The organism is Bacillus cereus group sp. N11, from assembly GCF_016483605.1.
Taxonomy (GTDB): Bacteria; Bacillota; Bacilli; order Bacillales; family Bacillaceae_G; genus Bacillus_A; species Bacillus_A toyonensis.
Genome location: NZ_JAEHBN010000016.1, coordinates 75,679 through 98,259, shown reverse-complemented (window position 1 = coordinate 98,259; position 22,581 = coordinate 75,679). Strand labels below are relative to the sequence as shown.

The window sequence follows — 22,581 nt, the reverse complement described above, 5'->3', positions numbered from 1 at the left end:
ATATTTCATTTACATTGTTAACAATTTTAAACGAATGCTAAAAAGACATAATATTTGTACATTAAAACCGTAACAGGTAACATACATAATTATAAAATATGGGAGGTTTTAAAGATGAGGCTAACTCTCTTTCGCTATTTTCTTTTTTTCTTAGGATTAATTTTCTTTGGCCTTGGAAACGCTCTTGCAGTCAAAGTTAAATTTCTCGGTTTGCATCCTTGGGAAGTTTTAAATATGGCCCTCTACCAAAGATTTGGATGGACCATTGGTACGTGGAGTGTCATATGTGGATTATGTCTCGTTCTCATTTCTTTACTAGTAGATCGAAAATATATAAACGTAGGCACATTTTTAAATGCACTGCTTATCGGTCCTATTATGGACTTTTTCTTACAATCAAATATCCTTCCAAACGCTACTCATTATTTATGGATAAACTTACTCATCTTATTTTCCGGTATTGCAATCACAGGTATTGGGGGAGGTATGTATGTTGCGGCTGAAATTGGTGCTGGACCTCGCGATGGATTCATGCTTACTATTTCCGACAAAACGGGACTGTCTATTAGCCGTGCTAGAATCATAGTAGAATGCGTTGTATTAGTTATTGGATATATGCTAGGAGGTCCTGTTTTCATCGTAACGTTTCTATACACTTTTATTCAAAGTCCAATCTTTCAGCAATCATTTACAGTATTTCAAACACTTTTACACACTTTACATAACAAAAATAAAGAGCAAATTAATGAAAATATATAAAACACAACTAAATACCTATTGCTCTTTTCATTAACTTTCTAACAAATAATTCACCCTATTTACGATTCTCACCGCAAATAGGGTGTTTCTTTTTTTATCTCACAATATAAGAGTATATACTACTCACTCACAGTAAAAGTATAGATATCGTCATAAACACAACCATTTACCCTAATCACATACTCGCCAGGTTTACTAAAACTAATTGTGTATTTATTTAACTGAATTGCTTCTTTATCTCCCGAAAGAACATCAATACTTCTACCACTCAATAAATACTGCTCACTTTGATTCATCTTTACATGAATCGCATTAAAATTCTCCTCTTGCACTTGCGATGTTTCTGCAGCACTTATACTTGGTTCTAAAAAAAGTAGTCCACTTAATCCAATTGTCCCCGCTAAAGCTACTCCCGCAAATTTTCTCATCTTTTTCATCACAATGACCTCCTTCTAAATGTAGCGCAAAGGCGATGTCGCCCCCTTACACCACAAAGCCTATATGTAACGGAATAAAAAGTAAACACGTACAACAAGACAAAATTCTACATCTTTTTCTTCTATTGAATATAAATCCAATGTTTGGAGTTTTGTCATATTTAAAATGGTTTCCTTAAACCAATTTTCCCATAATTTATTCAAATACTGAATAATTACTTATTGATGTAACATTCTAAAAATAGTTGATAAAGATGCTTTCTATTCAAATAAAAAAGATTTTGCTATAAAAGTAACTTTTACAGCAAAATCCATGCAACCAATTTTATTCCGCTTTCCATAATCTCTCTACGTTCATTAATTGTTCTTCTTTAAATTCCATCTTATATATATCCGGTTTTGCTGTATTCATTAAAAATTCAAGCCCATATTGCTTATCAAAATAGTTCATCATCAATGTCATGGCAAGCCCATGTGTACCAATTACAATTTTGCGCCCTTGAAAATCGATTAAGATTTCTTTTAATACTTTCACTACTCTTCTCTGACAATCCGCATATGACTCTCCTTCCGTTCGTGCAAAGTCCGGATTAGAGAACATCTTCTTTACAAGTGGATACACCTCTTTGTCTAATATAATCTGATCCTCACTTGCAAATCGACACTCTTTAAGATTTTCATATACTACTATTTCTTTTTCATAGAAATTAGCTGCCTCTTCTATCGTTAACATAGCTCTCTTATACGGACTTGAAATGAAAGTATCAATTCCCTCTGTTTTTAATATCTCAGTTACTCTATGAGTATCTAAATTTCCTTTCTCAGTTAATCCACGTGTTCTTTCATTCCCCTCTATTTTAAGTGATTCACCATGTCTAACCATGTAAATAAATGTACTCATAATTCCTCCTTAAGATTGTTTATACATCACGTTAATCTGTCCCATCCAAAAACTTAGGCGTAATCGCAATATTAATTTATTCCCCTTTAATATACTTTATACACTTTGCTAAGTTGTTCTTCTAATCCACTCTCCTACTAAACTCTCAAATAGTTCAGGCTGTTCAATTTGCAAATTATGTCCTGCCGTGTCTAACACAGCTAATGTCGCTCTTGGATAATTTTCAATCATTCCTATAATATCTTGATACCCTACCGTTATATCTTGTCTTCCAGCTAATAAAAGAACGGGTTTCTCATATTTCTTACGGTGAAAATCTATAGTAAGAGGGTAATTCTTTTGCAACCTTTCAATAAATTCATAATTAGCAACATCTAATCCTGGCTTAATTTCTTCTTTGAATCGTGTATATGTATATTCATTTGCTACCACTGCCAAATCGCAAAATTCTTCTCTTTCGATAGAAGTGAGCGTATTTAAAAACTCCTCGTCTCGTACAAGCACCTGTTTATCCGGTAAAAGTCTTTCTTTTGGTTGTGCTACAACAACAGGACATACTAACAATAATCCATTCACCTTCTCAGACATCTTTGAGAGTATCCCTCTAGCCAAATATCCTCCGTACGATTCTCCTACCAATAAGAATTTTTCAGTAGAAATAATCTCCTCAATAAATGCAATAAGTACTTCTAATATATGGTCTGAACTATTTATCCAATCTGGAGCATTCGATTTTCCCATGCCAGGTAAATCAATATAAATTTTTTGATATCCTTCATATTTCTGAAATACTGATTCCATACATCTTTGCATTAACCTATGATCAGGGGCACAGCCATGTATAATAAGGACTGGTTTCCCCTCTCCAACAATTTCGTAGTATATTTCTGCATCTTTAATTCGACATAACATAAAAAGTTCACCCTCTTTTTATAGTTTTAATGGCAACACTATCAAACCCACAAAATCATACCTTCTTATCTTATTACTTTCCGAAACTGATTTTCAATTATAAATTTTCAGATTATAAAACAGAAAGTCTTCCCTTTCGTTTTATAACCTAGAAGGAAGTCCCTTGTCATTTTATATGTAATGTTGCATCTCTGCTTGCAAATCACTAAAAAACCTTTAAAATCTAAAGGATGACTAAATATACAAATTCTATCTATATTCCTTATAAACTAAAAATTATTGAACGCAATACTTTTTCAATTTTAAGAAGTATTACACTCTTCAATTCTTTTCTTATTAGCATGCTTTTTATATGGAAATCTGATACAATCCTTAAGTAATATTATTATGTATAGATATTACGAATATGGTGCATAATTAAAGAAGGTGATTTTATTGAAATTAAATAAAAATTTACAACTATGCATATTAATTACAACGTTAGTATGCTATTCAATCTATTTTATGTTTTTCTTTCTGTTCCCTACTCATTTTTCAAATTTCAATGTACGCTTCGCTTCACTCATCATTGAAGCCATTACATTTGTATCACTAATTTACTCTATATATTCTAAAAAGGTTAGTTCAAATCCTTTTTGGATATGTATCACAATAGCAATTGGTAGTTTTTTATTAGGAAAAATAGTATATACGTATCAAGATAACTTTTTTGAGATTCCAATATATCGTTTTACTGTTTCTGATGTATTTTACATGTTTTTTCTATTCTTCTGCCTTATCGCTTTCTGCTATAAAATCTTAAAAGAATGCAACAAATGGGAAAAGGCATTCTTTATTTGTGATCTATGCATCGTACTCATTTCCGTATTCACATTAGAATGGTATTTATTTAATCAGCCAGATTTAAATATATTTTCCCTTTCACTGGGAGATATTTTTCTTTCCTTTCTATATCCAATTGCAGACCTATTATTTCTTCTACTAAGTGTTAGTCTCTTTTTCCGTCCAACTGTTTTTAATTCCAAACGGAAAATTTATATTTTTATTTTTGTATTAATAAGTTCTGCAACTTTTAACTATATTTATTTCTACCTATATAGCTATTTAGCAAATGATACTATAACGCTATTACGTCTTTTATATAGAGTACCTATATTACTTATCGCAATAGCTGCTTCCATTTCAGACGATTATAATAACAATAAAAATTATTTTACTGTACACCCTAGATTAGGGAAAAAGATTTTAGTCGTATTTCCCTATCTGGCCGTCGCAATACTAATCGGGTTTACGTTAAAAGAACAAACATCATCTTCCACTCTCATTACAGGAAATTGTATCGCTTTTGTTTTTGTACTTATTCGACATTCTATTGTGGGTATGCAAAATGCTACTCTAACAAAACGTCTACAAGCATTTAATGCTCAACTAGAAGATAAAGTTACTTTAAGGACTTCTGATTTAGTCCATAAGTCAGAGGCTCTATCTCAGAAACAGCAAAAATTCGAATCATTATATGAATATCATCCTGACCCCATTTTTACAATTGATTTAAATGGAGTATTCTTAAATGTAAATAAGGCAGGAAGCGTCCTACTCGGAGCACCAACAAACGAGTTACTCGGTGAGACATGTTTCTCGATAATTTTAGATGAAGATAAACACAAACTGTTAACTGCATTAGAAAAAGTTAAACAACAAAAATCGGCATCCTTACAACTTAGTTCTCAATATAAAGATGGTTTTATTTATTTTTTATACGTTACCATCGTCCCTATTATGATAGATGGACAAATTTCAGGAAGCTATATTATGGTAAAGGATATTACCGCACAAAAAAAACAACAAGAAGAAATAAAATATTTAGCATTCCACGATACTGTAACGAAAATTGGGAATCGAGCCTATTTCCATAAGAAATTAAGAAAAGTTATAAAGAATGCTCAAACAATAAATAGTGAGTTTGCATTATTATATTTAGATTTAGACCGCTTTAAAGCAATTAACGATACACTTGGGCATTCGTCAGGTGATTACATATTAGAAGAAGTGGCACAGCGATTCCAATCATGTCTTCCATCACATACTTATGTATCAAGAATCGGTGGCGATGAATTTACAATCTTAATTGAAAACTATACTGACCATGATTCCTTATTTCAGTTATGTAACGAATTATTTGAAAGTATGAAAAAACCATTTGTCATACATGAACAAAAATTAGCTGTATCACTTAGTATTGGTATCGCTATTTATCCACATTCTGGAATCGATGCCTCTACACTTTTGAAAAACGCTAATGTCGCAATGTATGATGCGAAAGAAAAAGAGCTTAATTCAGTCTCTATTTATGACGATGTAATCGCTAAAAAAATCGAAAGACGATTACGATTAGAGAAAGATTTACCAAACGCACTTCAAAATGAAGAATTATTCCTTTTATATCAACCTCAAGTTGACAGTGAATCTAACAAAATTATCGGTGCTGAAGCTTTGATCAGATGGAACCATCCCGAATTAGGTGTTATTTCTCCATACGAATTTATTCCTATTGCTGAAGAAACACTACAAATTATTCCAATAGGAAAATGGACATTACAACAAGCTTGTGAGCAAATGAAACGTTGGCATGCACTTGGGTATTCTCATTTAAAAATAGGAGTAAATTTATCTGCTAAAGAATTTGAACAAGAAGATTTTGTAAAGTCTATTTCATCTACTTTAGCAACTACAGGCTTACCAGCAAGTTCTCTCGATCTTGAATTAACAGAACGAATTGCAATGATGGATGAAAGAGAAACATTAATAAAACTGCGTACACTAAAAAATTTAGGAATTCACATTTCAATCGACGACTTTGGTACAGGCTATTCTTCGCTTGCTTACTTACCTTTATATCCAATCGATACTTTAAAAATCCCGAGGGAATTTATGACAATGTCTGAAACGTGTGAAGATGGAATGGAAATCATTAAAACAATCATCACATTAGCACATACATTAGAGATGTCGGTTATCGCTGAAGGTGTAGAAACGAAAGAACACGTGAATTTCCTTCAAAAAAATAAATGTCAGTTTATTCAAGGTTACTATTACAGTAAACCTATTTATTCTAATGCATTTACTAAGCTGTTAAAAAACGGTATTCGTCTATAGTATATAGCTCTATACAGAATATAATAGGCTACATAATAATGAATTTGAAAAACAAAAGGAAAGAAGATACCTTCTTTCCTTTTGTTTTTCTATTTAACTTTCTATTATTTCACCACTTCATTTATTAAATCTATTAATTGATGAATCCCCTCATCATTTGTTTTCTTATATCCATTCATGTTTTGAACATATCTCTCCTTATTTGCATATAGCCGGTTTACTGCATGTGTAAATGTACTATTACTTGCTCTGTCTTGAAGTAAAACTTCCGCATACCCTTGCCTAGAAAAATAGTCAGCATTTAAAACTTGATCCCCTCTACTGGAACCGTTAGTTAACGGGATAAGCAACATCGGTTTCTTCAAAAATAACAATTCAGAAATAGCAGTAGAACCCGCTCTGGAAACGACAACACTTGCCATATTCAATATATGCGGCAATTCTTCCCCTATATATTCAAATTGCATATAACCTTCCATGCCAATAGATGAATCTACCTTTCCTTTACCGCACATATGAACAATATTAAAACTTAATAATAATGTATCTAAACTTTTCCTTACCATATCATTTATCCATTTAGCCCCTTGACTCCCACCCATAATTAACAATACTGGCTTATCTTGCTGAAATTCACAATAACTTCTTCCTCGTAATACGTTACCTCTCTCAATTTCTTCCCTTACAATTGGTCCTACATAAACTTTTTTCTCGTTACTTACATTCTCCCCTGTATGAGGAAATGTTGTGCATAGTTTTGTAGCAAAAGGCAATGCTATTTTATTTGCTAACCCTAACGTACTGTCTGGCTCACGTATTACGATTGGTACATGATTTAACCATGCCCCTATAACTACAGGAACTGAAACAAATCCTCCTGCCGAAAAGATAACGTCTGGCTTCACTTTCTTAATTAATTTATAACTTTGTAAGCAGCCTTTTATAATTTTAAAAGGATCTTTAAAGTTCTCCCAATCCCAATATCTCCGAAGTTTCCCCGTTGAAATACTATTGTACTTAACATTTTGAACTAATAACTTTTCAATTCCATTTTGAGATCCAATATACTCAACCCTCCATCCTTTTTCCATAAATTTAGGAATCAATACCATATTAATCATAACGTGTCCTGCTGTACCGCCCCCAGTAAAGAGAATCTTTTTATTCATAACTTATATCCACCTTTATCATTAAAAATCTTGCTTTATATCAATCTATTACATGTAAGTAAACTTACTATTATTTATATAAATATTTAACTCAAATCCTATATCTTGCAAAAGATCTTTGATGAGTTCATAAAAATCATTTCCATACTCACTACATTCACACTGAGTAAAGACTTGGATTACAGGCCTAATTCCCGTCTCTACTGCTGGATTTTTCCGATTAACCTTTTCCACGTATGCTCGACATTTATTTATCGCCTCATAGATGTGCAAAACATGCGCTTCTTCATCTTTCCAATCCAGCGTATCGACAATCGAAAGAAATAGTGTATTTTGATTATTTATTGCTTCATAACCATTCACATTCATATACTTCTTACACCCTTTTTTATTTTTCATTGCATGCAGATGTCACTGCACTTCGCATATTCAAGTACATCTTTTAATGATTGATGAAATTGAATTTCTGGGATCCAACCTAACTTTTTTATATCCTCTATTACTAAGCTCACATTTGAGCTGCTTCCACTATTCTCTGTTTCTTTTATAGTAAAATGGAGCTGTGTTAATCTTTTATATTGTTCTAGTACATCTAATAAAGATCGTCTCACTCCTGATCCAATATTATATTGTTTCCCATTTATACCATTACGTAATAACACATGATACGCTTTAACCGCATCACGTACATCTAGAAAATCCCTACTATCTTTCAAACTGCTTACTTCAATAATCGCTTTACTCCTACCCGATTCTATATCTATCATTTTTTTTGCGAGAATCGAACAAATGCCATTCGATTCTCCTGGACCAATTAAGTTTGAGGGCTTTGCAATGATAATATTTGAATCCATTAATCCGCCCCAAGCCTCTGCAATAATGACTTGCATCGTTTTACTTAAACTATATGGATTTGAAACTTTTATGTTATTCATACTATCTGCTTGCAATGCAGATCCTATAACTAATGTTTTACAATGCGAAGCTTCCTGCTTAATCGCTTCTAATAAATACAAAGTCCCTATTACATTAATCTCCATGTATTCAAGAGAAGCTGTCCAAGACTCTATAACTGAATTTCTTCCTGCTAAATGCAATACATAGTCTGGTTTTATTTGTTTCATTACCTTCATTACTTCGCTCTTATTAGTTAAATCACAAGTAATACTATTTCCGATGTTTTCTCTATGTGGACGGTTTTGAAACATAGGAATTACATGAAAGCCCTGCTCTAAAAAATATTGGCAAGCATGTCTACCTGTGAAACCATTTGCACCAGTTATTAAAAGGCTTGCATTTTTTTTCATCGTAGAAATCCTCCCTTTAATAGCATTTGTTTCACCTCATCTTTTGCAAGTAAGTCTTGTTGAGAACTAAAACTCTTCACATCCACAAGCGGATAACTAGCATAATATTCTTGAAGTCCCTCTATAGGAATAGTCGGTAGTACCACAAAATAATTTTGATCAAAACTTATACTTGTTTTACTCTCTACTTCAGATAAAAGCATTTCACTTAATTTTTCACCTGGCCTTATCCCTACTTCTTTTATCTTCACGTATTCTTTTTTCGAATCTTCGATCAACACCTTTGCTAAATCTGTAATTTTACATGCCGGCATTTTCATGACAAAGATTTCCCCTCCTCTTCCGTCAAATGCTGCTTTAAATAACAACCGAACAGCATCTTCAATCGTTAAGAAAAATCTAGTCATATTTACATCGGTAATTCCTATTTGTGAAGACTTCTTAATTTGCTTTTTAAAAAGCGGCACTACACTTCCGCTCGTCCCTAAAACATTTCCACCACGAACACAAATGAATTTTGTTTTCTGCGTTTGCACATTCGCATGAACCATTAATTTTTCACCAATTGCTTTTGTCATCCCATACGTATTTGATGGATCCGCTGCTTTATCTGTTGAAACATATATAACTTTCTCAACTTGCATCTGGATAGATGCTTCAATTACATTTTGCGTACCATGTATATTTGTTTTTATAGCTTCATAAGGATAATACTCACATACTGGAACATGTTTTAAAGCTGCAAGATGGAATACATAATGTACATCTTGGCAAGCATAGACGAGTTGGTCTTTATCACGAATATCTCCAATGATAAATTTTAATCTAGTTTCATTTATAAACTGTTGCTGCATTTCAAACTGAACCGTTTCATTCCTTGAAAAAACTCTAATTTCTTTCGGTGATTTTTCTAATAATTGTTTTATAAGTTCATGTCCCCACGAACCTGTACCACCAGTAATTAAAATTATTTTATTAAGCATTTCTTTTCCTCCTGCTGTACATTTCATAAAAATTGTATTTATTAAAAGCTATTGAATTATTTTCAATTGATTCAAATCATAATTGTCATTTGTTACATTAAATTGACAAAATAAAAAAACAGAAACTATTAAGCATAGTTTCTGTTTTTTATTTCGCTTCATAACGGTAAGATTTTTTATACTATTTGCATGATAAATAAATTCCTTGTAAAAAACACCGCTCATTTATTTCTTATACTCGTAATAAAATAAAGTGAAACTTTATTTAGTGGGGGGGCAGCCCGACCTTCACTGAACTTCTTTGCTTCCGCTGAATTTTGAGGTGGGGATCTTACTGCCCGGCAAATAGCAGGATAAATAGAATGATTCATAGCCAATAATCACGTTTAAACTTATGAAAAAGGGAGGTAACGGAATGGACCGAAGCAATTCAAATCATACATATAACGGACCTTCCAAAGCACTGCCTCTCTCCCTATTTGATGTAAAAAATGAATTGAAACAAAAAAGCAAACTCATTCATTCTGACACCATGTATACATTAACGAAAGAAGAGCAATTCATCATCAACAATATAAAAATACAGACAGAACAACTAAATAAAAATAATGTTACGAGAACACGCGCGTACTACCAATTTTACATTCGATATCCAGAAATACATTGGGCACTACTTGGACATATGGTATCACGTAACGGTGGTTGGAATATGACTGATTTAAAAGGAGACTTATATACGAAACTTTTATCAGAGAAAGATCAAATTACATTTTTTTCTTTTTTAGAAAGAGGGAATTGGCTCATTTTTCAAGATGTATATCCTCAATTTTTACTTTATGAACAAAGTGTTAAAAAAGCAAAAAAGCTATTTCATCTTCTCCCTCACCTAAATGTTTCTACATTTATGGAAACGATGTGGAACGATTTTTGGAAAACTGGGAACAAAAAAACATTAGCAATCGCAACTATTATTAATGAGCAAAACTACTTAGAAAAAAGAGTGATTCAAAATGCACACTTTCAAAAGACCGTACTCAATAGTATCGGATTTAAACTCTTTGATTTCTTTCAGTTTAATCATATCCTTTTCCCTTTCTACGAAAATAATACAAATCAAAAAACTTTATTAATTGGCGATACAATGAAACATTTTACTTCCTTGCATGAACGAATCTTAATTGGAAAAAGGTTGTATTCATTATTATTTCGAGATACACATATTTTATCTCAAATCATATATTGGGCTGAGCATCATCCACATACAGGCTCAAGGAAAGATTACTGGCCTCATTTATTTTCAAGTGTAAATGAATCTTTTTCCCGTGAGTTTTATAAACGCCGCATAAAGAAATGCCAGTTACGTAGTGGCGCATATCGTATATACAGCCCTGCACTCATCTATGCATGGCGAGATATGAAGCATGAAGAAGTTGAAAGTGAAGATTGGTTTACGGACTGGCAAGTTGTAAATTACTTAGTGGATAAGGAGGAAAATATGAATGGAAAAATTACAGAAGACTACTGCAAAACACTCGAAAAAATTGAACTGGCAATTCTCGCAAAGAAAAATGTCCTCCTTCGAGAAGAAGAATAATTTTCTAGCATTAGCAGTTACAATCTTACTCTCTTCAATTATCGGAACTTACTTAGATGCTTTCTTTGTCCATAAGCACATATATTTCTTTCCAGTTAGGCCCTTCCCATCCATATTTTCAGTTAACATTGGCTTTACGTTGTTTGTACTACCGATTTTAACAATCATTTTCATACAAATTTCAAAAACATTATCTGCCGTTTCTAGAACTATATTTATTATTTCCATAGGTATTTGTGCTAGCATTTTTGAACAAGTTGCTGAAGGTTTAGGTTTATTTATACATAGTGCAGACTGGAACCATACATATTCTTTATTTGGTTATATGGTGTTCCTTTCTTTTATTTGGAAAGTATATAATTGGATACAAAAATAAAGAGACCATTATAGGTCTCTTCTTAAGCATACTCTTCAGTTACTGCTAATGGTGCAAACGTTTGAAGACTTTTAGAACGTAAACGATAGGCAACAACTTTCTTCTTATATTGCCTTATTACATCAACATGTTCTTCATAACTATATATCGATAATGTAATTACTCTTTTTCCTTTTTTCGTTTCAATGATTATCGGCGTGCCTTCACCTTGTGGCGGAAAATAATGTTTATCTAAAAATAAAGCCTCGTTAAAATCATTTATAACTTGCAGTTTCATTTCGCCCTCTATATTCTTTCCATCTAGCGATACAGTCGTATGTTCTTCATCAAGTTTTTGATGTAATTCAAATCTACTAATAATGGATTCTACAACAGAAGTTGGCATACTAGAAACTAGAACTTTAATGGCACCAAAAATAAATAATGTAACTATAAACCATGTTGTCACTTTTATCATCTCCATACATTTTAAAATAAGTAGCATTATACTTCTTATTACAACTTTTAAAATATAAATTTCGTTCCATAAGGTATTAATATACTAATGAGTATTCCTGTTACAATCATCGTTACTGAACCGATAGTCGCTTCTTTCTCGCCTTCCTTCACGAGTCGACTCACACCGATAATATGTGATGCGCAGCCCATCCCCACTCCTTTTCCAATCGTACTTGTTATCCGGAAAAACTTAAGTACTGTCGGTCCGATAATAGCACCTGTTATTCCTGCAACAACTACAAAACTAGAAGTCATAGTTGGAATACCACCAATTTGATCCGCTAATGAAATAGCAATTGGCATTGTCGATAATTGCGGAAGAGTTGTTAGTATAAATTCCTTATCTATATTCAAAATCCCACCAATCACTACATTCATACTCGTTAAAGCCACTATACCTATCAATACGCCAATAAGTATCGATAAAAAGTTTTTCATAAGTATCTTTCGTTCTTTAAATAGAGGTATGGCTAACGCTACAATTGCAGGACTCAAAAAGCCTGAAAGAACGTCCCCACCATTTTCCTTATACTCATGATGAGAAATGCCAAACATCAGAAATAAGCAAATCATAATTGCTGTAACTGTTAATACTGGTAACATAAATGGAAACGTATATTTTTTATACAGCTTTGTCGCAAATAAATATATGACTACAGTAATAAGTATTAAGACCATTTGAATCGTGCACCTTGTCGATTTTATTTTTTGAATGTTACTAATAATTGACTTACATACCCTGAAACAATCAATGTTACTACCGTACTTGCAACAACTAAAAGGAATATAATACTTCCTTTACTTAAAAGAAAAGATCCATATTCCATTAATCCTGTTGTCGAAGGAATTAAAAATAACGGTAAAAATACGATTAACTTTTCTGCCCCTAACTCAAACCACTTTAATGGAAAAATACGAGTAAAAAGGAGTAGAAACAGCATTAACATTCCTATTAAACTTCCTGGCATCGATAGATGGAATATTCCCTGAATCCACGTACCAGCTAAGCTAAACACATATAGCACGCCTACTTGAAGTAAAAGCGTCACATACTTCATTGCTTCCCCTCATTCCAATATTACGCATCACTATTATGAAATTTCGTTTAGCGTTTCCGCAAACCTCGTAATTCCAAGTTGGATTTGTTCTACATTTACTCTCCCAAAAGTAAAACGAATATATTCACTTTTAGAACCTAAAACACTTCCAGGGACAAATGCTACACCATTCCGTATAGATTCACCTAATAAATGATATTCATCAAACGTTCCTTGTACTTTGCACCATACATGTATTCCACCCTCTGGAACAAAAAATTCAACGCGGTCCCCTAATATTTCTTCAAGCTTTCTAATTAACTCATCTCTTCTTTGTTTCAATTGTCCACGAAGCATTGTAATATGCGTATGAAAATCTTCTGATTCTAAAAATTGATTTGCTACCCACTGTGTAAATACACTATGACCAAAATCAACTTGTTGCTTCGCATCTGCTAAACGTTCTATTACGCGCGTAGGGCCAATTACCCAGCCAATACGTAATCCTGACGCAACAATTTTTGATAATGAACTTATATAAAGAACATTCCCATTCTGATCCATTGATTTTAATGTTGGATTCACTTCTCCATTAAAAGAAGTTAAACTATATGGATCATCCTCTACAATCGGTATACCGAATTCAGAAGACAGTTCTAAAATCTTTTTACGCCTCGCTAACGAAAGCACAGTGCCCGTCGGATTTTGATAATCCGGATTCAAAAACACCATACGAATACGATGCTTTTTGTGCAAATCGATTAAGTCATCTGGATTCATTCCATGCTCATCAACAGGTAAATGGAATATATTTAAACCGGCCGATTTAAACATGGGAAGCGAGAAACAATACGAAGGATCTTCAATTGCAATGGCATCGCCCGGTTTTAATAAGCATTGAACGATAAGATTAAGTGCCTGTTGTGCTCCAGATGTAATCAGAATCGAGCTTGATTCTGATTCAATTTGTTTGTATTGCTGAACATGTACTGCAATTGTTTTTCTCAACATCTCATTTCCAAGTGGATGGTCATAACCGAGGTTTTCCATAAATGTTTTCTCCGACAAAATCGTTCGAAATCTATCGCTCGGAATTAATTCTGGTGACAATTCTCCACTCGCTAAATTAATTAAGTCATCTTTTTGTGTTTCCGTTCGAATTTGTTGAACAAGTGGTACGTTAGGTAAGAACGATCCATCCTCAACGTACCTCCCCCAGTTCGGTATTCGTTTATGTGACACACCCCATATGTCTGTATTCACCCGAGTTCCGCTTCCTTTTTGCCGTTCTACTACTCCAAGTGATTTTAACTCTTCATATGCAGCTACTATTGTGCTCCGGTTCACTTGTAATTCCTTTGCTAGCATACGCTCAGAAGGTAACTTGCTATCAGAAGGAAATTCACCTGAAGAAATACCCCTTTCAATATAATCAGCAATTTGTTTATATACGGGTGTCTTATCTGCACGATTTGGTTTCCATTCCATCTAGTTCCCTCCTCTCAAAACGAACTATCCTTTACTCATTAATAACAGTATTTACTGTAACAATCGTATTAATTAAGCGCATGATTTAAAAATGTTTCTACCGTCATATTAAAGCTAGTTGGCTGCTCTAAATAAGGTAAATGTCCACTATTTTCAAACTCAATGAAAGTCGTATTTTTTAAATGTATTTCAAACTCTCTTACATATTTCTCAGGGACAAAATCATCATTTCCCCCTCTTATTATTAAAACAGGACATGAAATATTTGCAAGAAACGGTCTCTGATCATAATCAACTAATTCAGCAAATAATCTTTGAATATGCAATGGGTTAATAGACTGTAAAGATTGATAAAATCCCCGGACAATCCCTTCATTATCTGCTACTCCCATCGCCTTCAATAATGTATCCGCCCATGTTTTTCCGTTATCCTGTAAGCTAAGTAAATCATATACTTCAAGTCGCTCTTTACGATCCTTTAGTTCCAAATAAGGAAATGCATTTACAACAATTAAGCTAGAAACAAAGCTTGGATATTGTATAGCAAAATCAATTCCTACTCTAGCCCCTTTTGAAAGACCACAAATGACTACTTTTTGTAGCTTTAAATAATTGCATAACTCATACAAAACATTTGCGTATTCTTTAAAGTTAATTTCTAGTCCTTCAGATTTCCCATGCCCAGGTAAATCTATTGAAATCACTGTCCAATTCCCCTTGAAATATCGCCTTTGATATAACCAATTATTTGCGTTTCCTCCAAGACCGTGTAAAAACAATATGACGGGACCCGATCCTTCTATATTATAAAAAACCTTTCGATTCTTATATTCAAAATACATATTCATCACCTTCAGCTATAGCATCACTTATTTTTATCTTTGAACGGGTATATCCAAAACGGTTCTCTCTCTAACCACTCGACTGTTTCCGGAACACCATCTTCATACTCTCTTTTCAGTTCCGCTACCTTAGTCGTAAATTGTGATGCATGTGCTTGCAATGCGTCCAACTTTTTGGGAACATATTCTTTTACTCCATTTTTAAAACTTGGTGGCCCTATTTCTGCTTCATGATTATTTGAAAAAGCTACAGCATAAAATGTTGGCCTCTTATTTTCCGGAATATTAGCTAACGCCCTGGCTACTGCTTCTCCTGCTGCATTATGATCTGGATGAACTGCATATCCCGGATAAAAAGAAATGACTAACGAAGGATTCAATTCTTCCACACAATTTTGTATTACACTTCTTAATTCTCCAGGAGTTTCAAATTCAAGCGTCTTATCACGATATCCCATCATACGTAAATCTTTAATCCCTAAAATATTAGTTGCGCTCTTTAGTTCTTTCTCTCTTATAGCATATAATGATTCACGTGTTGCAAAAGGAGGGTTTCCCATCGCTCTCCCCATTTCGCCAAGCGTTAAACAAACATACGTAAGAGGAACATTCTGCTGAGCATAAGCTAAAATTGTTCCAGCCACGCAATATGATTCATCATCTGGATGCGGAAAAACAATTAAAACGTGGCGCTCATTTTTTATCAAAGTGCTACTCCTCCATCATACACAATGTAAATGTGTTCCTTTAAAAAGTTATTAAATCACTACCGCATACCACGTTACCCCAACAAGTAGAACGAAAAGAAGGATAATATAGATAGTCGATAAGTTTTTCACATTTCTCTTTGTAGACTTGCCGTAATTCTCCTCCACATTTCGTGCAACTAGTACGGTCCCAAACAGCGATACAATTACAATAATAACTACTAGTGAAATTGCAAAACTCATTGTATTTTCACCTCTCTAAGGCTAGTCTATTTTAATTAAGAACTTCAATAAAAAACTTCCTCTTTAAAGCATCAATAAAATACTACCTTTCTTCTCTTATCATAATGGATGTTTGTAAAAAACGGACCAACCACTTTTATGTTTTTTTGCTCATCCACTTCAAAATAAAAAGCAACTAATCACTTAGATCAGTCGCTTTTTCAAAAGGTTATTTGTATTCATTTTTCACTTGAAATGAATTCGATTTAAAAGTTTCGTCTTTTCATAATGAAACATTGATTGCGATAGCTCGAAAATTGTTCCATTTACAAGAAAAACTGTATTTTCAATAAGAAGCGACGTATTTCACCGCTTCTTACTATGACCATATTTACTATTTTACAAGTGACTTATTCGCTCTTATAACTTCTTGATAAAGTAATGGTGACCATTTTTCATTTATATAATCTTGTATTATCCAGCCCACTCTCGTAGGATTCTTTTGCTTCATATAATTTGCAATTTCAGGATTTATGTAGGACGCATAATAATATGGACTATTCCATGCTGTACCACCAGAAGACAAGCTTGTAAAATTAATATATAGATGATTAACACCTTCACTATTGTTAATCGTTTCATTTAATGTATCTTTAATAGCGTTTACTTTCTCATCATAACTCACTTTATATTTATCTTGTACTGTTACATTTACATTTTGATTTATAGTTGAGGTAAACGTCTCATTGTCTGGCCAATAGAAATTATTATATCCCCCAGATTCATTACTACCACTATATCTTTTTAGTAATACAATTTTCCCACGAGCATCTCCAAGCTTTATATTCCCTTCTGTTTTTAAAAAGATTGGATCACGAAAATAATTTTTCTCAAACGTACTACTAAATGAGCTTTCCGCCCCTTTCATATCCTCATACTCTTTTTTTAAAGACATAATAATCGTTTCACTTGGATTATCTTTTAAAAATTGTTTCGCTTCGTTTATAAATTCGTGCAGTGTTACATAAAGATATAATGGCCCATGATGAAGAACTATCGTATTATCATCTGTTAAACGCCCTCTTATATCAAAAATTCTAGCTCCATGATCCATTTGATAACGAAAATCATATTCTTGCGTCATTCCCCACACTTGCTTTATCGGATTTTGCAACTTGAACGTTCCACTATCATGTGTTCCTGGAATTGAAATTCGTGCTAACGGTATGTCATCATTTATAGGTTTCATCCATCTAGACCAATTTTCAAGCTCATTAATAGAGCTAGCTGCAACGGTTTTCTTATCATTGAAAGCAAATACAAAGGCGCTAAGTACCATACTACATATGAATAACTTCAAAATAAACTTCTTATTGTTCATTATTATTCCTCCCTTTTCTGTTTTACATCAAACTTATTGAATATAATATAATCTGGTGAGTAAAAAATAAATGACATTTCATAAATATGAAATATTGCATAGAAGTAACGTTTAACTAATCGGACGAATACGAGGTGGAATTCTTACTGCCGACAAATTGCGAGATAAAGTAAAAAAACATTCGCGTATCCTGAATTAAAATAATCGAAAGGAACTTCATCTGAAGTTCCTTTCGATTATTTTATATTTAATACATATGAACCATCTTTATTCTCATACTTATAGACATATAAATAATATTTACCTGGCTTTGCATTATAGGTTCCTTTAACTACATTTCCTTCATTTTCACCATATGCTACATAGTTATTTACATCCGATTCATGATGAAGTACCCATGTCATTCCAATATTTTTTTCATTTAGTAGAGAGATATTAATAGTTTCTGGCGAGTCAATTTGGAAAGTAAATACATCTACGTTATCACGATTATGTAGTGTCCCTTTCATTGGTGTATGAAAGTTAATTTTATTTGCCTGTTTAGGTTCATTATTTGGTTCATTTTCTGTTACTTGTAACTCATTCCCACCGTTTAGTTCTCTTCGTTCATACCCTAAATTTACTAGGATAGACTTCAAATCCGGTAAAACACCAATTTTATCTGAATATGGATCTTTAGACTTCGTTCCAGTGTTATGGTTACTTAATATCGTTCTCAATTCACTTGGTCTATATGGTTGTCCTACATTTTCTTTAGCAATACTTTGTACTAAAGTCGCTGCTCCAGCAATAATAGGCGAAGCACTAGACGTGCCACTAAAGCTGGATGTATAAAGATTTACAGCACTTCTACTTTGCTCAGCTGTAGTTGTATCTACGTTTTCTCCCCAGCCATACACATCAATACGGCTTCCATAATTCGAAAACCACATACGTTCATGAGGGAAAGATGAAGAACCCGCTCCTACCATAATTGCACCCGAATCTTTAAAATCTTTACTATTACGATTTAAAACTTGTTTACCATTTCTATCTTTAAATTGATCTAAATCATTCCAACCATTTGCTCCAGCCTCTATAATTACAACACCCTTATCTGTACCCGCACGAATTGCATCAAAGATATCTGGTTGTACTTCAACAGGTAAATATTTATCACCATATCCATCAAAAGAAGCTTGTGCCTCTAATAATAAAACATCCCCAGCTTCTAAATGATTTACAGCACTTAATATTGCATCAGCTGTATTATACTGTCCGTTATCTCTTATTTGAGAAATCACTTTTGCTTTCGCTTTTGGTGCAATCCCAATATTCCCTACTTCATTATCTTCAGATGATACAATTCCTAGTACAGACGTCCCATGACCGACATGTTGATCTATATTTCTTCCAGACATCAATTCAATATTTCGATGTACTAAATCCTCATGATTTAATAACCAACCATATTCCATATCAACAAAGGTTACATCATTTCCATTACCGCCTTGAACGCCCCAGGCGAAGGGTGCATTAATACCGTATGGTGCTGCTTCAAGATAACCTTGTTTATTAAATCTAGGATTATTATTAGGAGTAAGAGATACACTTAATTGTTTCACTTCAGGCGGTATTATTTTTTCTTGTTTCTTCATATACACATCTTCTATTAAAGAAGATGCTTTTAACTTATCTACTAGTGTTTCTTCACGCCCATCATTTTTGGTTTGAAGAATATAGTAGTTTAATAGGCTTGTAGATACATTATTAGGTGCTTTCACTTCAAGATTTTGTATTTCTTCCGGACTTACAGATGTGAATAGACGAGTAAATGTTACATCTGGATATTCTGCCAAAAAATCTTCTAATACTTTATCGTTCGTTTCAGATTGTATCTGTTTTTCAATACCATCTTCATATGGTAATTTCAAATCTGCACTGAATTTTACAATGATTTGTTTATCTGTTTCTTGTTCTATCCCTAATTTACTCTGCTGTTCTATAGAATCAGCAGTTACAATATTAACACTGTCCCCTATTCCTAAAAATGTTGAGACGATCACAGCTGAAACACCTACTCTTTGAAACATTTTCATTACATAAATCCTCCTAATTCATAACAATTAATAATCATCATATTAATCTATAATGATTTTATTTCTATAACATATTACCTTTCTACTAAATAGATTATAGTAAGCAGCAATATGAACTTCAATGTATTTTCATATGCAATATTTCATATTTGAATCCTATATGGATGTAAATAAAAAACTTATAATGATTATTTATTTTATATGTGCTAATATACTTACATTAAAATATTTATATTCCCATATTCTGAATTATATTATGCAACAGTTATACCTTACTTTATTAGGAGGATTTACAATGAAATTATTAAAACTAAAACATATAATTCCTTTATCTGCAGTAGCACTTACATTCGTATGTAATCAAAGTACAGCTGAAGCTTCCACCATTCATACAGTAAAAAAGAATGATACACTTTGGGGCATTAGTAAACAATATGGAGTTTCCATACAAGCCATTAAACAAGCGAATAATAAAGGAAACGATCAAGCTTTTATTGGAGAACAGTTACATATTCCAGGATCTATGAAATCAAATGAGGTTACAGTTCATCAAAACGAAAAAACTACGAACACTTCTGGACAAATTATTTACCAAGTACAACCGGGAGATTCATTAGAAACGATAGCAAAGCGCTACAACGTAACCGTTCAATCTATAAAACAAATTAACAACACAATCGGTAACAAGCTTTATACAGGGCAACATTTGAAAATTAATTCCAGTATTTCCGAAAAAGAAAAAGACTTAATGGCACGCTTAGTTACCGCTGAAGCTGGTGGCGAATCATATAAAGGAAAAGTAGCTGTAGCAAAAGTTATCCTAAATCGAGTAAATGCAAAAGGGTTCCCAAATACAATAACAGGCGTTATTTATGAACCTATTAAATACGGATATGCATTTACTCCTGTTACAGATGGAAGAATTAATCAGCCTGCAAGCGCTGAAGCAAAAATGGCTGTAGAAGAGGCTATCTCCACAAAGGGAATACATTCTGATTGGCTTTATTTCTACAACCCAAAAACATCAACAGACAAATGGATTACGACACGTCAAACAGTAGCAGTAATCGGTAACCATGCCTTCGCTAAATAAAACTATACTTCCCTTCTAATTTATGCACTTAACAACTTTTTCAAATGATGAACAGACCTTTTTACTGAAAAGGTCCGTTCTTTTTATATGTAGACTTTTATGAATCATATGAAAAAGTGATTATTTAAAACGATATCTCCGTTCAAATAAAAACATTTATACTTCATCCACCACTTAGAGAAATTGAAAAAGTATAAAGTTCAAAAACTTTTTCTTTATTCATAAAAGCTATTTCTTAACTTCATAAAAGTGTTATACACTAGGAAAATAGTAAACAAACTATTCGTTAGCAGGTGAAAGAATATGTATGATGTTACAATTATCGGCGCTGGAGTAAGTAGCATTTTTATGGCTTATTCATTAGCCAAAAGTAACAAAAACATTTTAATTCTTGATAAAGGTAAACCGCTAGAACATCGAAATTGTCCTTTAGATCAAGGAAAAACGTGTGACTGTAACATATGTGATAAATATTTCGGTTTTGGTGGCTTAGGAAAGTCTGAAGGAAAATTTAATTATACAAATGGATTTGGAGGAGAACTCGAACAAAAAGTAGGTAAAGAAGGTTTTATGCAACTCATGGCTGAAGTAGATGAAATTCTATGTCAGTTTGGTGGAAATTCAGTTTCAAAATATTCTACAGAAAATGTAAATCTCACTAAGAAAGCTGCAACTTGTGGTTTACAAATGTTAACAACAGAAGTAAGGCATCTTGGTACTACAATTTCCAGTACCATTTTTCAGCAACTCTATGAATTTTTACTTACGAAAATAAATATCCAATTTCATATAGATGTAGAGCATATTATGAAACAGAAAGATCATTTTAATATAACTACAAATCAAGGAACAGTTCAATCTAAGCAACTCGTATTTGCAACGGGGCGCTCTGGGGCAGATTGGTTAAAAGAAATGTGCACTTCTCTAAATATTTCTCAGGAACAAACACGTGTAGACTTAGGGATTAGAGTAGAAATGAAAGAACATCAATTACGTTCTATATTAAAAGATACTTTTGAAACGAAACTTTCTTATCAAGGTGAAAATTTCACAGCAACTACTTACTGTATGAATCCAAAAGGACGCATTATTCGAAAGTACGAAGAAGGTTTAGTTATGCCTGACGGTCAAAATTTTCGAGAGCAAGGAACTGGCACTCCTAACTTAAATTTCACTTTGTTTATCCCGCGCTATTTCACAACTCTTAAAGACGCCAATATATATGCAAACTCAATTATTAAAGGCATTAATCAAGGACGAGATCGGATTGTTATACAGCGCTTAGAGGACTTATTAAAGAAACAACCTACAATGGAAAAAGATATGAAACATAATCGTATACAACCTACACTACACGGAGATTATGGAGATTTGCATAAAGAAATTCCTCCATTATATATTGACGGACTCAAAGAATTTTTATTACGCTTAGAACATTTTATCCAAGAACCTATCGATAAAGATACTTTATTATATGGAATAGATGGAAAGTTCTATGCCCCTACGATAAAAATCAATAACCATTTTGAAACAAGTATGAATGGGCTATTTTTAGTTGGAGATTGTTCAGGTGTTACTCATTCATTATCTCAAGCAGCTGCAAGTGGTCTATATGTTGGAAAATATTTATCTGATATGTGA

General features: G+C 33.0%; 22 protein-coding genes and 1 pseudogene. 6 read left to right on the top strand and 17 right to left on the bottom strand.

Annotated elements, in window-relative coordinates:
- The first annotated feature begins 114 nt into the window (after positions 1-114).
- Complete coding sequence (locus JDS98_RS23480) at positions 115-759, top strand: YczE/YyaS/YitT family protein (RefSeq protein ID WP_098711846.1); 645 nt, start codon at positions 115-117, stop codon at positions 757-759.
- A 119-nt stretch (positions 760-878) separates the two neighbouring features.
- Here the strand turns inward: JDS98_RS23480 and JDS98_RS23475 are convergent, their stop codons facing one another.
- The 3 genes from JDS98_RS23475 to JDS98_RS23465 form a co-directional block, all read right to left on the bottom strand.
- Positions 879-1,196 carry a hypothetical protein gene (locus tag JDS98_RS23475; RefSeq protein WP_016108957.1) on the bottom strand — a complete coding sequence of 106 codons (318 nt, stop codon included), beginning with the start codon at positions 1,194-1,196 and terminating at the stop codon, positions 879-881.
- A gap of 325 nt (positions 1,197-1,521) precedes the next feature.
- On the bottom strand, positions 1,522-2,097 hold the full coding sequence (locus JDS98_RS23470) for a histidine phosphatase family protein (protein ID WP_070173663.1): 576 nt from the start codon (positions 2,095-2,097) through the stop codon (positions 1,522-1,524).
- A gap of 108 nt (positions 2,098-2,205) precedes the next feature.
- Positions 2,206-3,009 carry an alpha/beta fold hydrolase gene (locus JDS98_RS23465; RefSeq protein WP_000882567.1) on the bottom strand — a complete coding sequence of 268 codons (804 nt, stop codon included), beginning with the start codon at positions 3,007-3,009 and terminating at the stop codon, positions 2,206-2,208.
- A gap of 435 nt (positions 3,010-3,444) precedes the next feature.
- On the opposite strand from JDS98_RS23465, the gene JDS98_RS23460 reads away from it, so the two are divergent.
- Complete coding sequence (locus JDS98_RS23460) at positions 3,445-6,165, top strand: EAL domain-containing protein (RefSeq protein ID WP_199634382.1); 2,721 nt, start codon at positions 3,445-3,447, stop codon at positions 6,163-6,165.
- A gap of 104 nt (positions 6,166-6,269) precedes the next feature.
- Here JDS98_RS23460 and JDS98_RS23455 read toward each other — a convergent pair whose 3' ends face one another.
- The 4 genes from JDS98_RS23455 to JDS98_RS23440 are packed head-to-tail and all read right to left on the bottom strand — an operon-like array spanning position 6,270 to position 9,624.
- Positions 6,270-7,334: an undecaprenyldiphospho-muramoylpentapeptide beta-N-acetylglucosaminyltransferase gene (locus JDS98_RS23455; RefSeq protein ID WP_097957681.1), complete on the bottom strand. Its 1,065-nt coding sequence runs from the start codon at positions 7,332-7,334 to the stop codon at positions 6,270-6,272.
- 48 nt (positions 7,335-7,382) lie between these two features.
- Positions 7,383-7,733, bottom strand: a complete 351-nt coding sequence (locus tag JDS98_RS23450; protein WP_002093408.1) for a DUF6572 domain-containing protein — start codon at positions 7,731-7,733, stop codon at positions 7,383-7,385.
- Complete coding sequence (locus JDS98_RS23445) at positions 7,730-8,641, bottom strand: SDR family oxidoreductase (RefSeq protein ID WP_097957678.1); 912 nt, start codon at positions 8,639-8,641, stop codon at positions 7,730-7,732. Before JDS98_RS23445 ends, JDS98_RS23450 begins: the two co-directional genes overlap by 4 nt.
- Positions 8,638-9,624, bottom strand: coding sequence for a UDP-N-acetylglucosamine 4,6-dehydratase family protein (locus tag JDS98_RS23440; RefSeq protein WP_000932618.1), 987 nt, complete (start codon positions 9,622-9,624; stop codon positions 8,638-8,640). The genes JDS98_RS23445 and JDS98_RS23440 overlap by 4 nt, the downstream gene beginning before the upstream one ends.
- Before the next feature lie 415 nt (positions 9,625-10,039).
- Here JDS98_RS23440 and JDS98_RS23435 point away from each other — a divergent pair, with 415 nt between their 5' ends.
- Positions 10,040-11,218, top strand: coding sequence for a DUF2515 domain-containing protein (locus JDS98_RS23435; protein ID WP_000376155.1), 1,179 nt, complete (start codon positions 10,040-10,042; stop codon positions 11,216-11,218).
- Complete coding sequence (locus tag JDS98_RS23430) at positions 11,193-11,594, top strand: CBO0543 family protein (protein WP_131202366.1); 402 nt, start codon at positions 11,193-11,195, stop codon at positions 11,592-11,594. The genes JDS98_RS23435 and JDS98_RS23430 overlap by 26 nt, the downstream gene beginning before the upstream one ends.
- A gap of 22 nt (positions 11,595-11,616) precedes the next feature.
- Here JDS98_RS23430 and JDS98_RS23425 read toward each other — a convergent pair whose 3' ends face one another.
- The 10 genes and pseudogenes from JDS98_RS23425 to JDS98_RS23380 form a co-directional block, all read right to left on the bottom strand.
- Entirely contained in the window at positions 11,617-12,042 is a 426-nt protein-coding gene (locus tag JDS98_RS23425) for a YfmQ family protein (protein ID WP_000214609.1), read from the bottom strand.
- A gap of 56 nt (positions 12,043-12,098) precedes the next feature.
- Positions 12,099-12,770: an LrgB family protein gene (locus tag JDS98_RS23420; protein WP_098711843.1), complete on the bottom strand. Its 672-nt coding sequence runs from the start codon at positions 12,768-12,770 to the stop codon at positions 12,099-12,101.
- A gap of 23 nt (positions 12,771-12,793) precedes the next feature.
- On the bottom strand, positions 12,794-13,150 hold the full coding sequence (locus tag JDS98_RS23415) for a CidA/LrgA family holin-like protein (RefSeq protein ID WP_097957676.1): 357 nt from the start codon (positions 13,148-13,150) through the stop codon (positions 12,794-12,796).
- Positions 13,151-13,183: 33 nt separating this feature from the next.
- Complete coding sequence (gene pdxR / locus JDS98_RS23410) at positions 13,184-14,617, bottom strand: MocR-like pyridoxine biosynthesis transcription factor PdxR (protein WP_000454969.1); 1,434 nt, start codon at positions 14,615-14,617, stop codon at positions 13,184-13,186.
- Positions 14,618-14,685: 68 nt separating this feature from the next.
- Positions 14,686-15,459, bottom strand: a complete 774-nt coding sequence (locus JDS98_RS23405; RefSeq protein ID WP_098819800.1) for an alpha/beta fold hydrolase — start codon at positions 15,457-15,459, stop codon at positions 14,686-14,688.
- Positions 15,460-15,482: 23 nt separating this feature from the next.
- The gene (bshB2, locus tag JDS98_RS23400) at positions 15,483-16,163 is read right to left on the bottom strand and encodes a bacillithiol biosynthesis deacetylase BshB2 (protein WP_199634386.1); all 681 of its coding nucleotides are present in this window, start codon (positions 16,161-16,163) and stop codon (positions 15,483-15,485) included.
- A 54-nt stretch (positions 16,164-16,217) separates the two neighbouring features.
- Positions 16,218-16,409 (bottom strand): hypothetical protein, encoded by a 192-nt coding sequence (locus tag JDS98_RS23395; RefSeq protein ID WP_000006467.1) that lies wholly within the window; start codon positions 16,407-16,409, stop codon positions 16,218-16,220.
- Between the two features lie 225 nt (positions 16,410-16,634).
- Positions 16,635-16,748, bottom strand: a pseudogene (locus JDS98_RS23390) (GntR family transcriptional regulator); the annotation flags it as partial.
- Between the two features lie 34 nt (positions 16,749-16,782).
- Entirely contained in the window at positions 16,783-17,769 is a 987-nt protein-coding gene (locus JDS98_RS23385) for a phosphatidylinositol-specific phospholipase C (protein WP_199634381.1), read from the bottom strand.
- Positions 17,770-18,005: 236 nt separating this feature from the next.
- Positions 18,006-19,847: a S8 family peptidase gene (locus JDS98_RS23380; protein ID WP_098054473.1), complete on the bottom strand. Its 1,842-nt coding sequence runs from the start codon at positions 19,845-19,847 to the stop codon at positions 18,006-18,008.
- A gap of 295 nt (positions 19,848-20,142) precedes the next feature.
- Between JDS98_RS23380 and JDS98_RS23375 the strand changes: the two genes are divergently transcribed.
- Positions 20,143-20,940 (top strand): cell wall hydrolase, encoded by a 798-nt coding sequence (locus JDS98_RS23375; protein ID WP_000771179.1) that lies wholly within the window; start codon positions 20,143-20,145, stop codon positions 20,938-20,940.
- A 303-nt stretch (positions 20,941-21,243) separates the two neighbouring features.
- Positions 21,244-22,581, top strand: a complete 1,338-nt coding sequence (locus tag JDS98_RS23370; RefSeq protein WP_097957673.1) for an NAD(FAD)-utilizing dehydrogenase — start codon at positions 21,244-21,246, stop codon at positions 22,579-22,581.

Coding starts and splice junctions, on each gene's coding strand:
- JDS98_RS23465 (WP_000882567.1), bottom strand. CDS start 3,009: ATGTTATGTCGAATTAAAGATGCAGAAATATACTACGAAATTGTTGGA.
- JDS98_RS23375 (WP_000771179.1), top strand. CDS start 20,143: ATGAAATTATTAAAACTAAAACATATAATTCCTTTATCTGCAGTAGCA.
- JDS98_RS23415 (WP_097957676.1), bottom strand. CDS start 13,150: ATGAAGTATGTGACGCTTTTACTTCAAGTAGGCGTGCTATATGTGTTT.
- JDS98_RS23450 (WP_002093408.1), bottom strand. CDS start 7,733: ATGAAAAATAAAAAAGGGTGTAAGAAGTATATGAATGTGAATGGTTAT.
- JDS98_RS23440 (WP_000932618.1), bottom strand. CDS start 9,624: ATGCTTAATAAAATAATTTTAATTACTGGTGGTACAGGTTCGTGGGGA.
- pdxR (WP_000454969.1), bottom strand. CDS start 14,617: ATGGAATGGAAACCAAATCGTGCAGATAAGACACCCGTATATAAACAA.
- JDS98_RS23370 (WP_097957673.1), top strand. CDS start 21,244: ATGTATGATGTTACAATTATCGGCGCTGGAGTAAGTAGCATTTTTATG.
- JDS98_RS23385 (WP_199634381.1), bottom strand. CDS start 17,769: ATGAACAATAAGAAGTTTATTTTGAAGTTATTCATATGTAGTATGGTA.
- JDS98_RS23470 (WP_070173663.1), bottom strand. CDS start 2,097: ATGAGTACATTTATTTACATGGTTAGACATGGTGAATCACTTAAAATA.
- JDS98_RS23420 (WP_098711843.1), bottom strand. CDS start 12,770: ATGGTCTTAATACTTATTACTGTAGTCATATATTTATTTGCGACAAAG.
- JDS98_RS23475 (WP_016108957.1), bottom strand. CDS start 1,196: ATGAAAAAGATGAGAAAATTTGCGGGAGTAGCTTTAGCGGGGACAATT.
- JDS98_RS23445 (WP_097957678.1), bottom strand. CDS start 8,641: ATGAAAAAAAATGCAAGCCTTTTAATAACTGGTGCAAATGGTTTCACA.
- JDS98_RS23455 (WP_097957681.1), bottom strand. CDS start 7,334: ATGAATAAAAAGATTCTCTTTACTGGGGGCGGTACAGCAGGACACGTT.
- JDS98_RS23395 (WP_000006467.1), bottom strand. CDS start 16,409: ATGAGTTTTGCAATTTCACTAGTAGTTATTATTGTAATTGTATCGCTG.
- JDS98_RS23380 (WP_098054473.1), bottom strand. CDS start 19,847: ATGAAAATGTTTCAAAGAGTAGGTGTTTCAGCTGTGATCGTCTCAACA.
- JDS98_RS23430 (WP_131202366.1), top strand. CDS start 11,193: ATGTCCTCCTTCGAGAAGAAGAATAATTTTCTAGCATTAGCAGTTACA.
- JDS98_RS23405 (WP_098819800.1), bottom strand. CDS start 15,459: ATGTATTTTGAATATAAGAATCGAAAGGTTTTTTATAATATAGAAGGA.
- JDS98_RS23480 (WP_098711846.1), top strand. CDS start 115: ATGAGGCTAACTCTCTTTCGCTATTTTCTTTTTTTCTTAGGATTAATT.
- JDS98_RS23435 (WP_000376155.1), top strand. CDS start 10,040: ATGGACCGAAGCAATTCAAATCATACATATAACGGACCTTCCAAAGCA.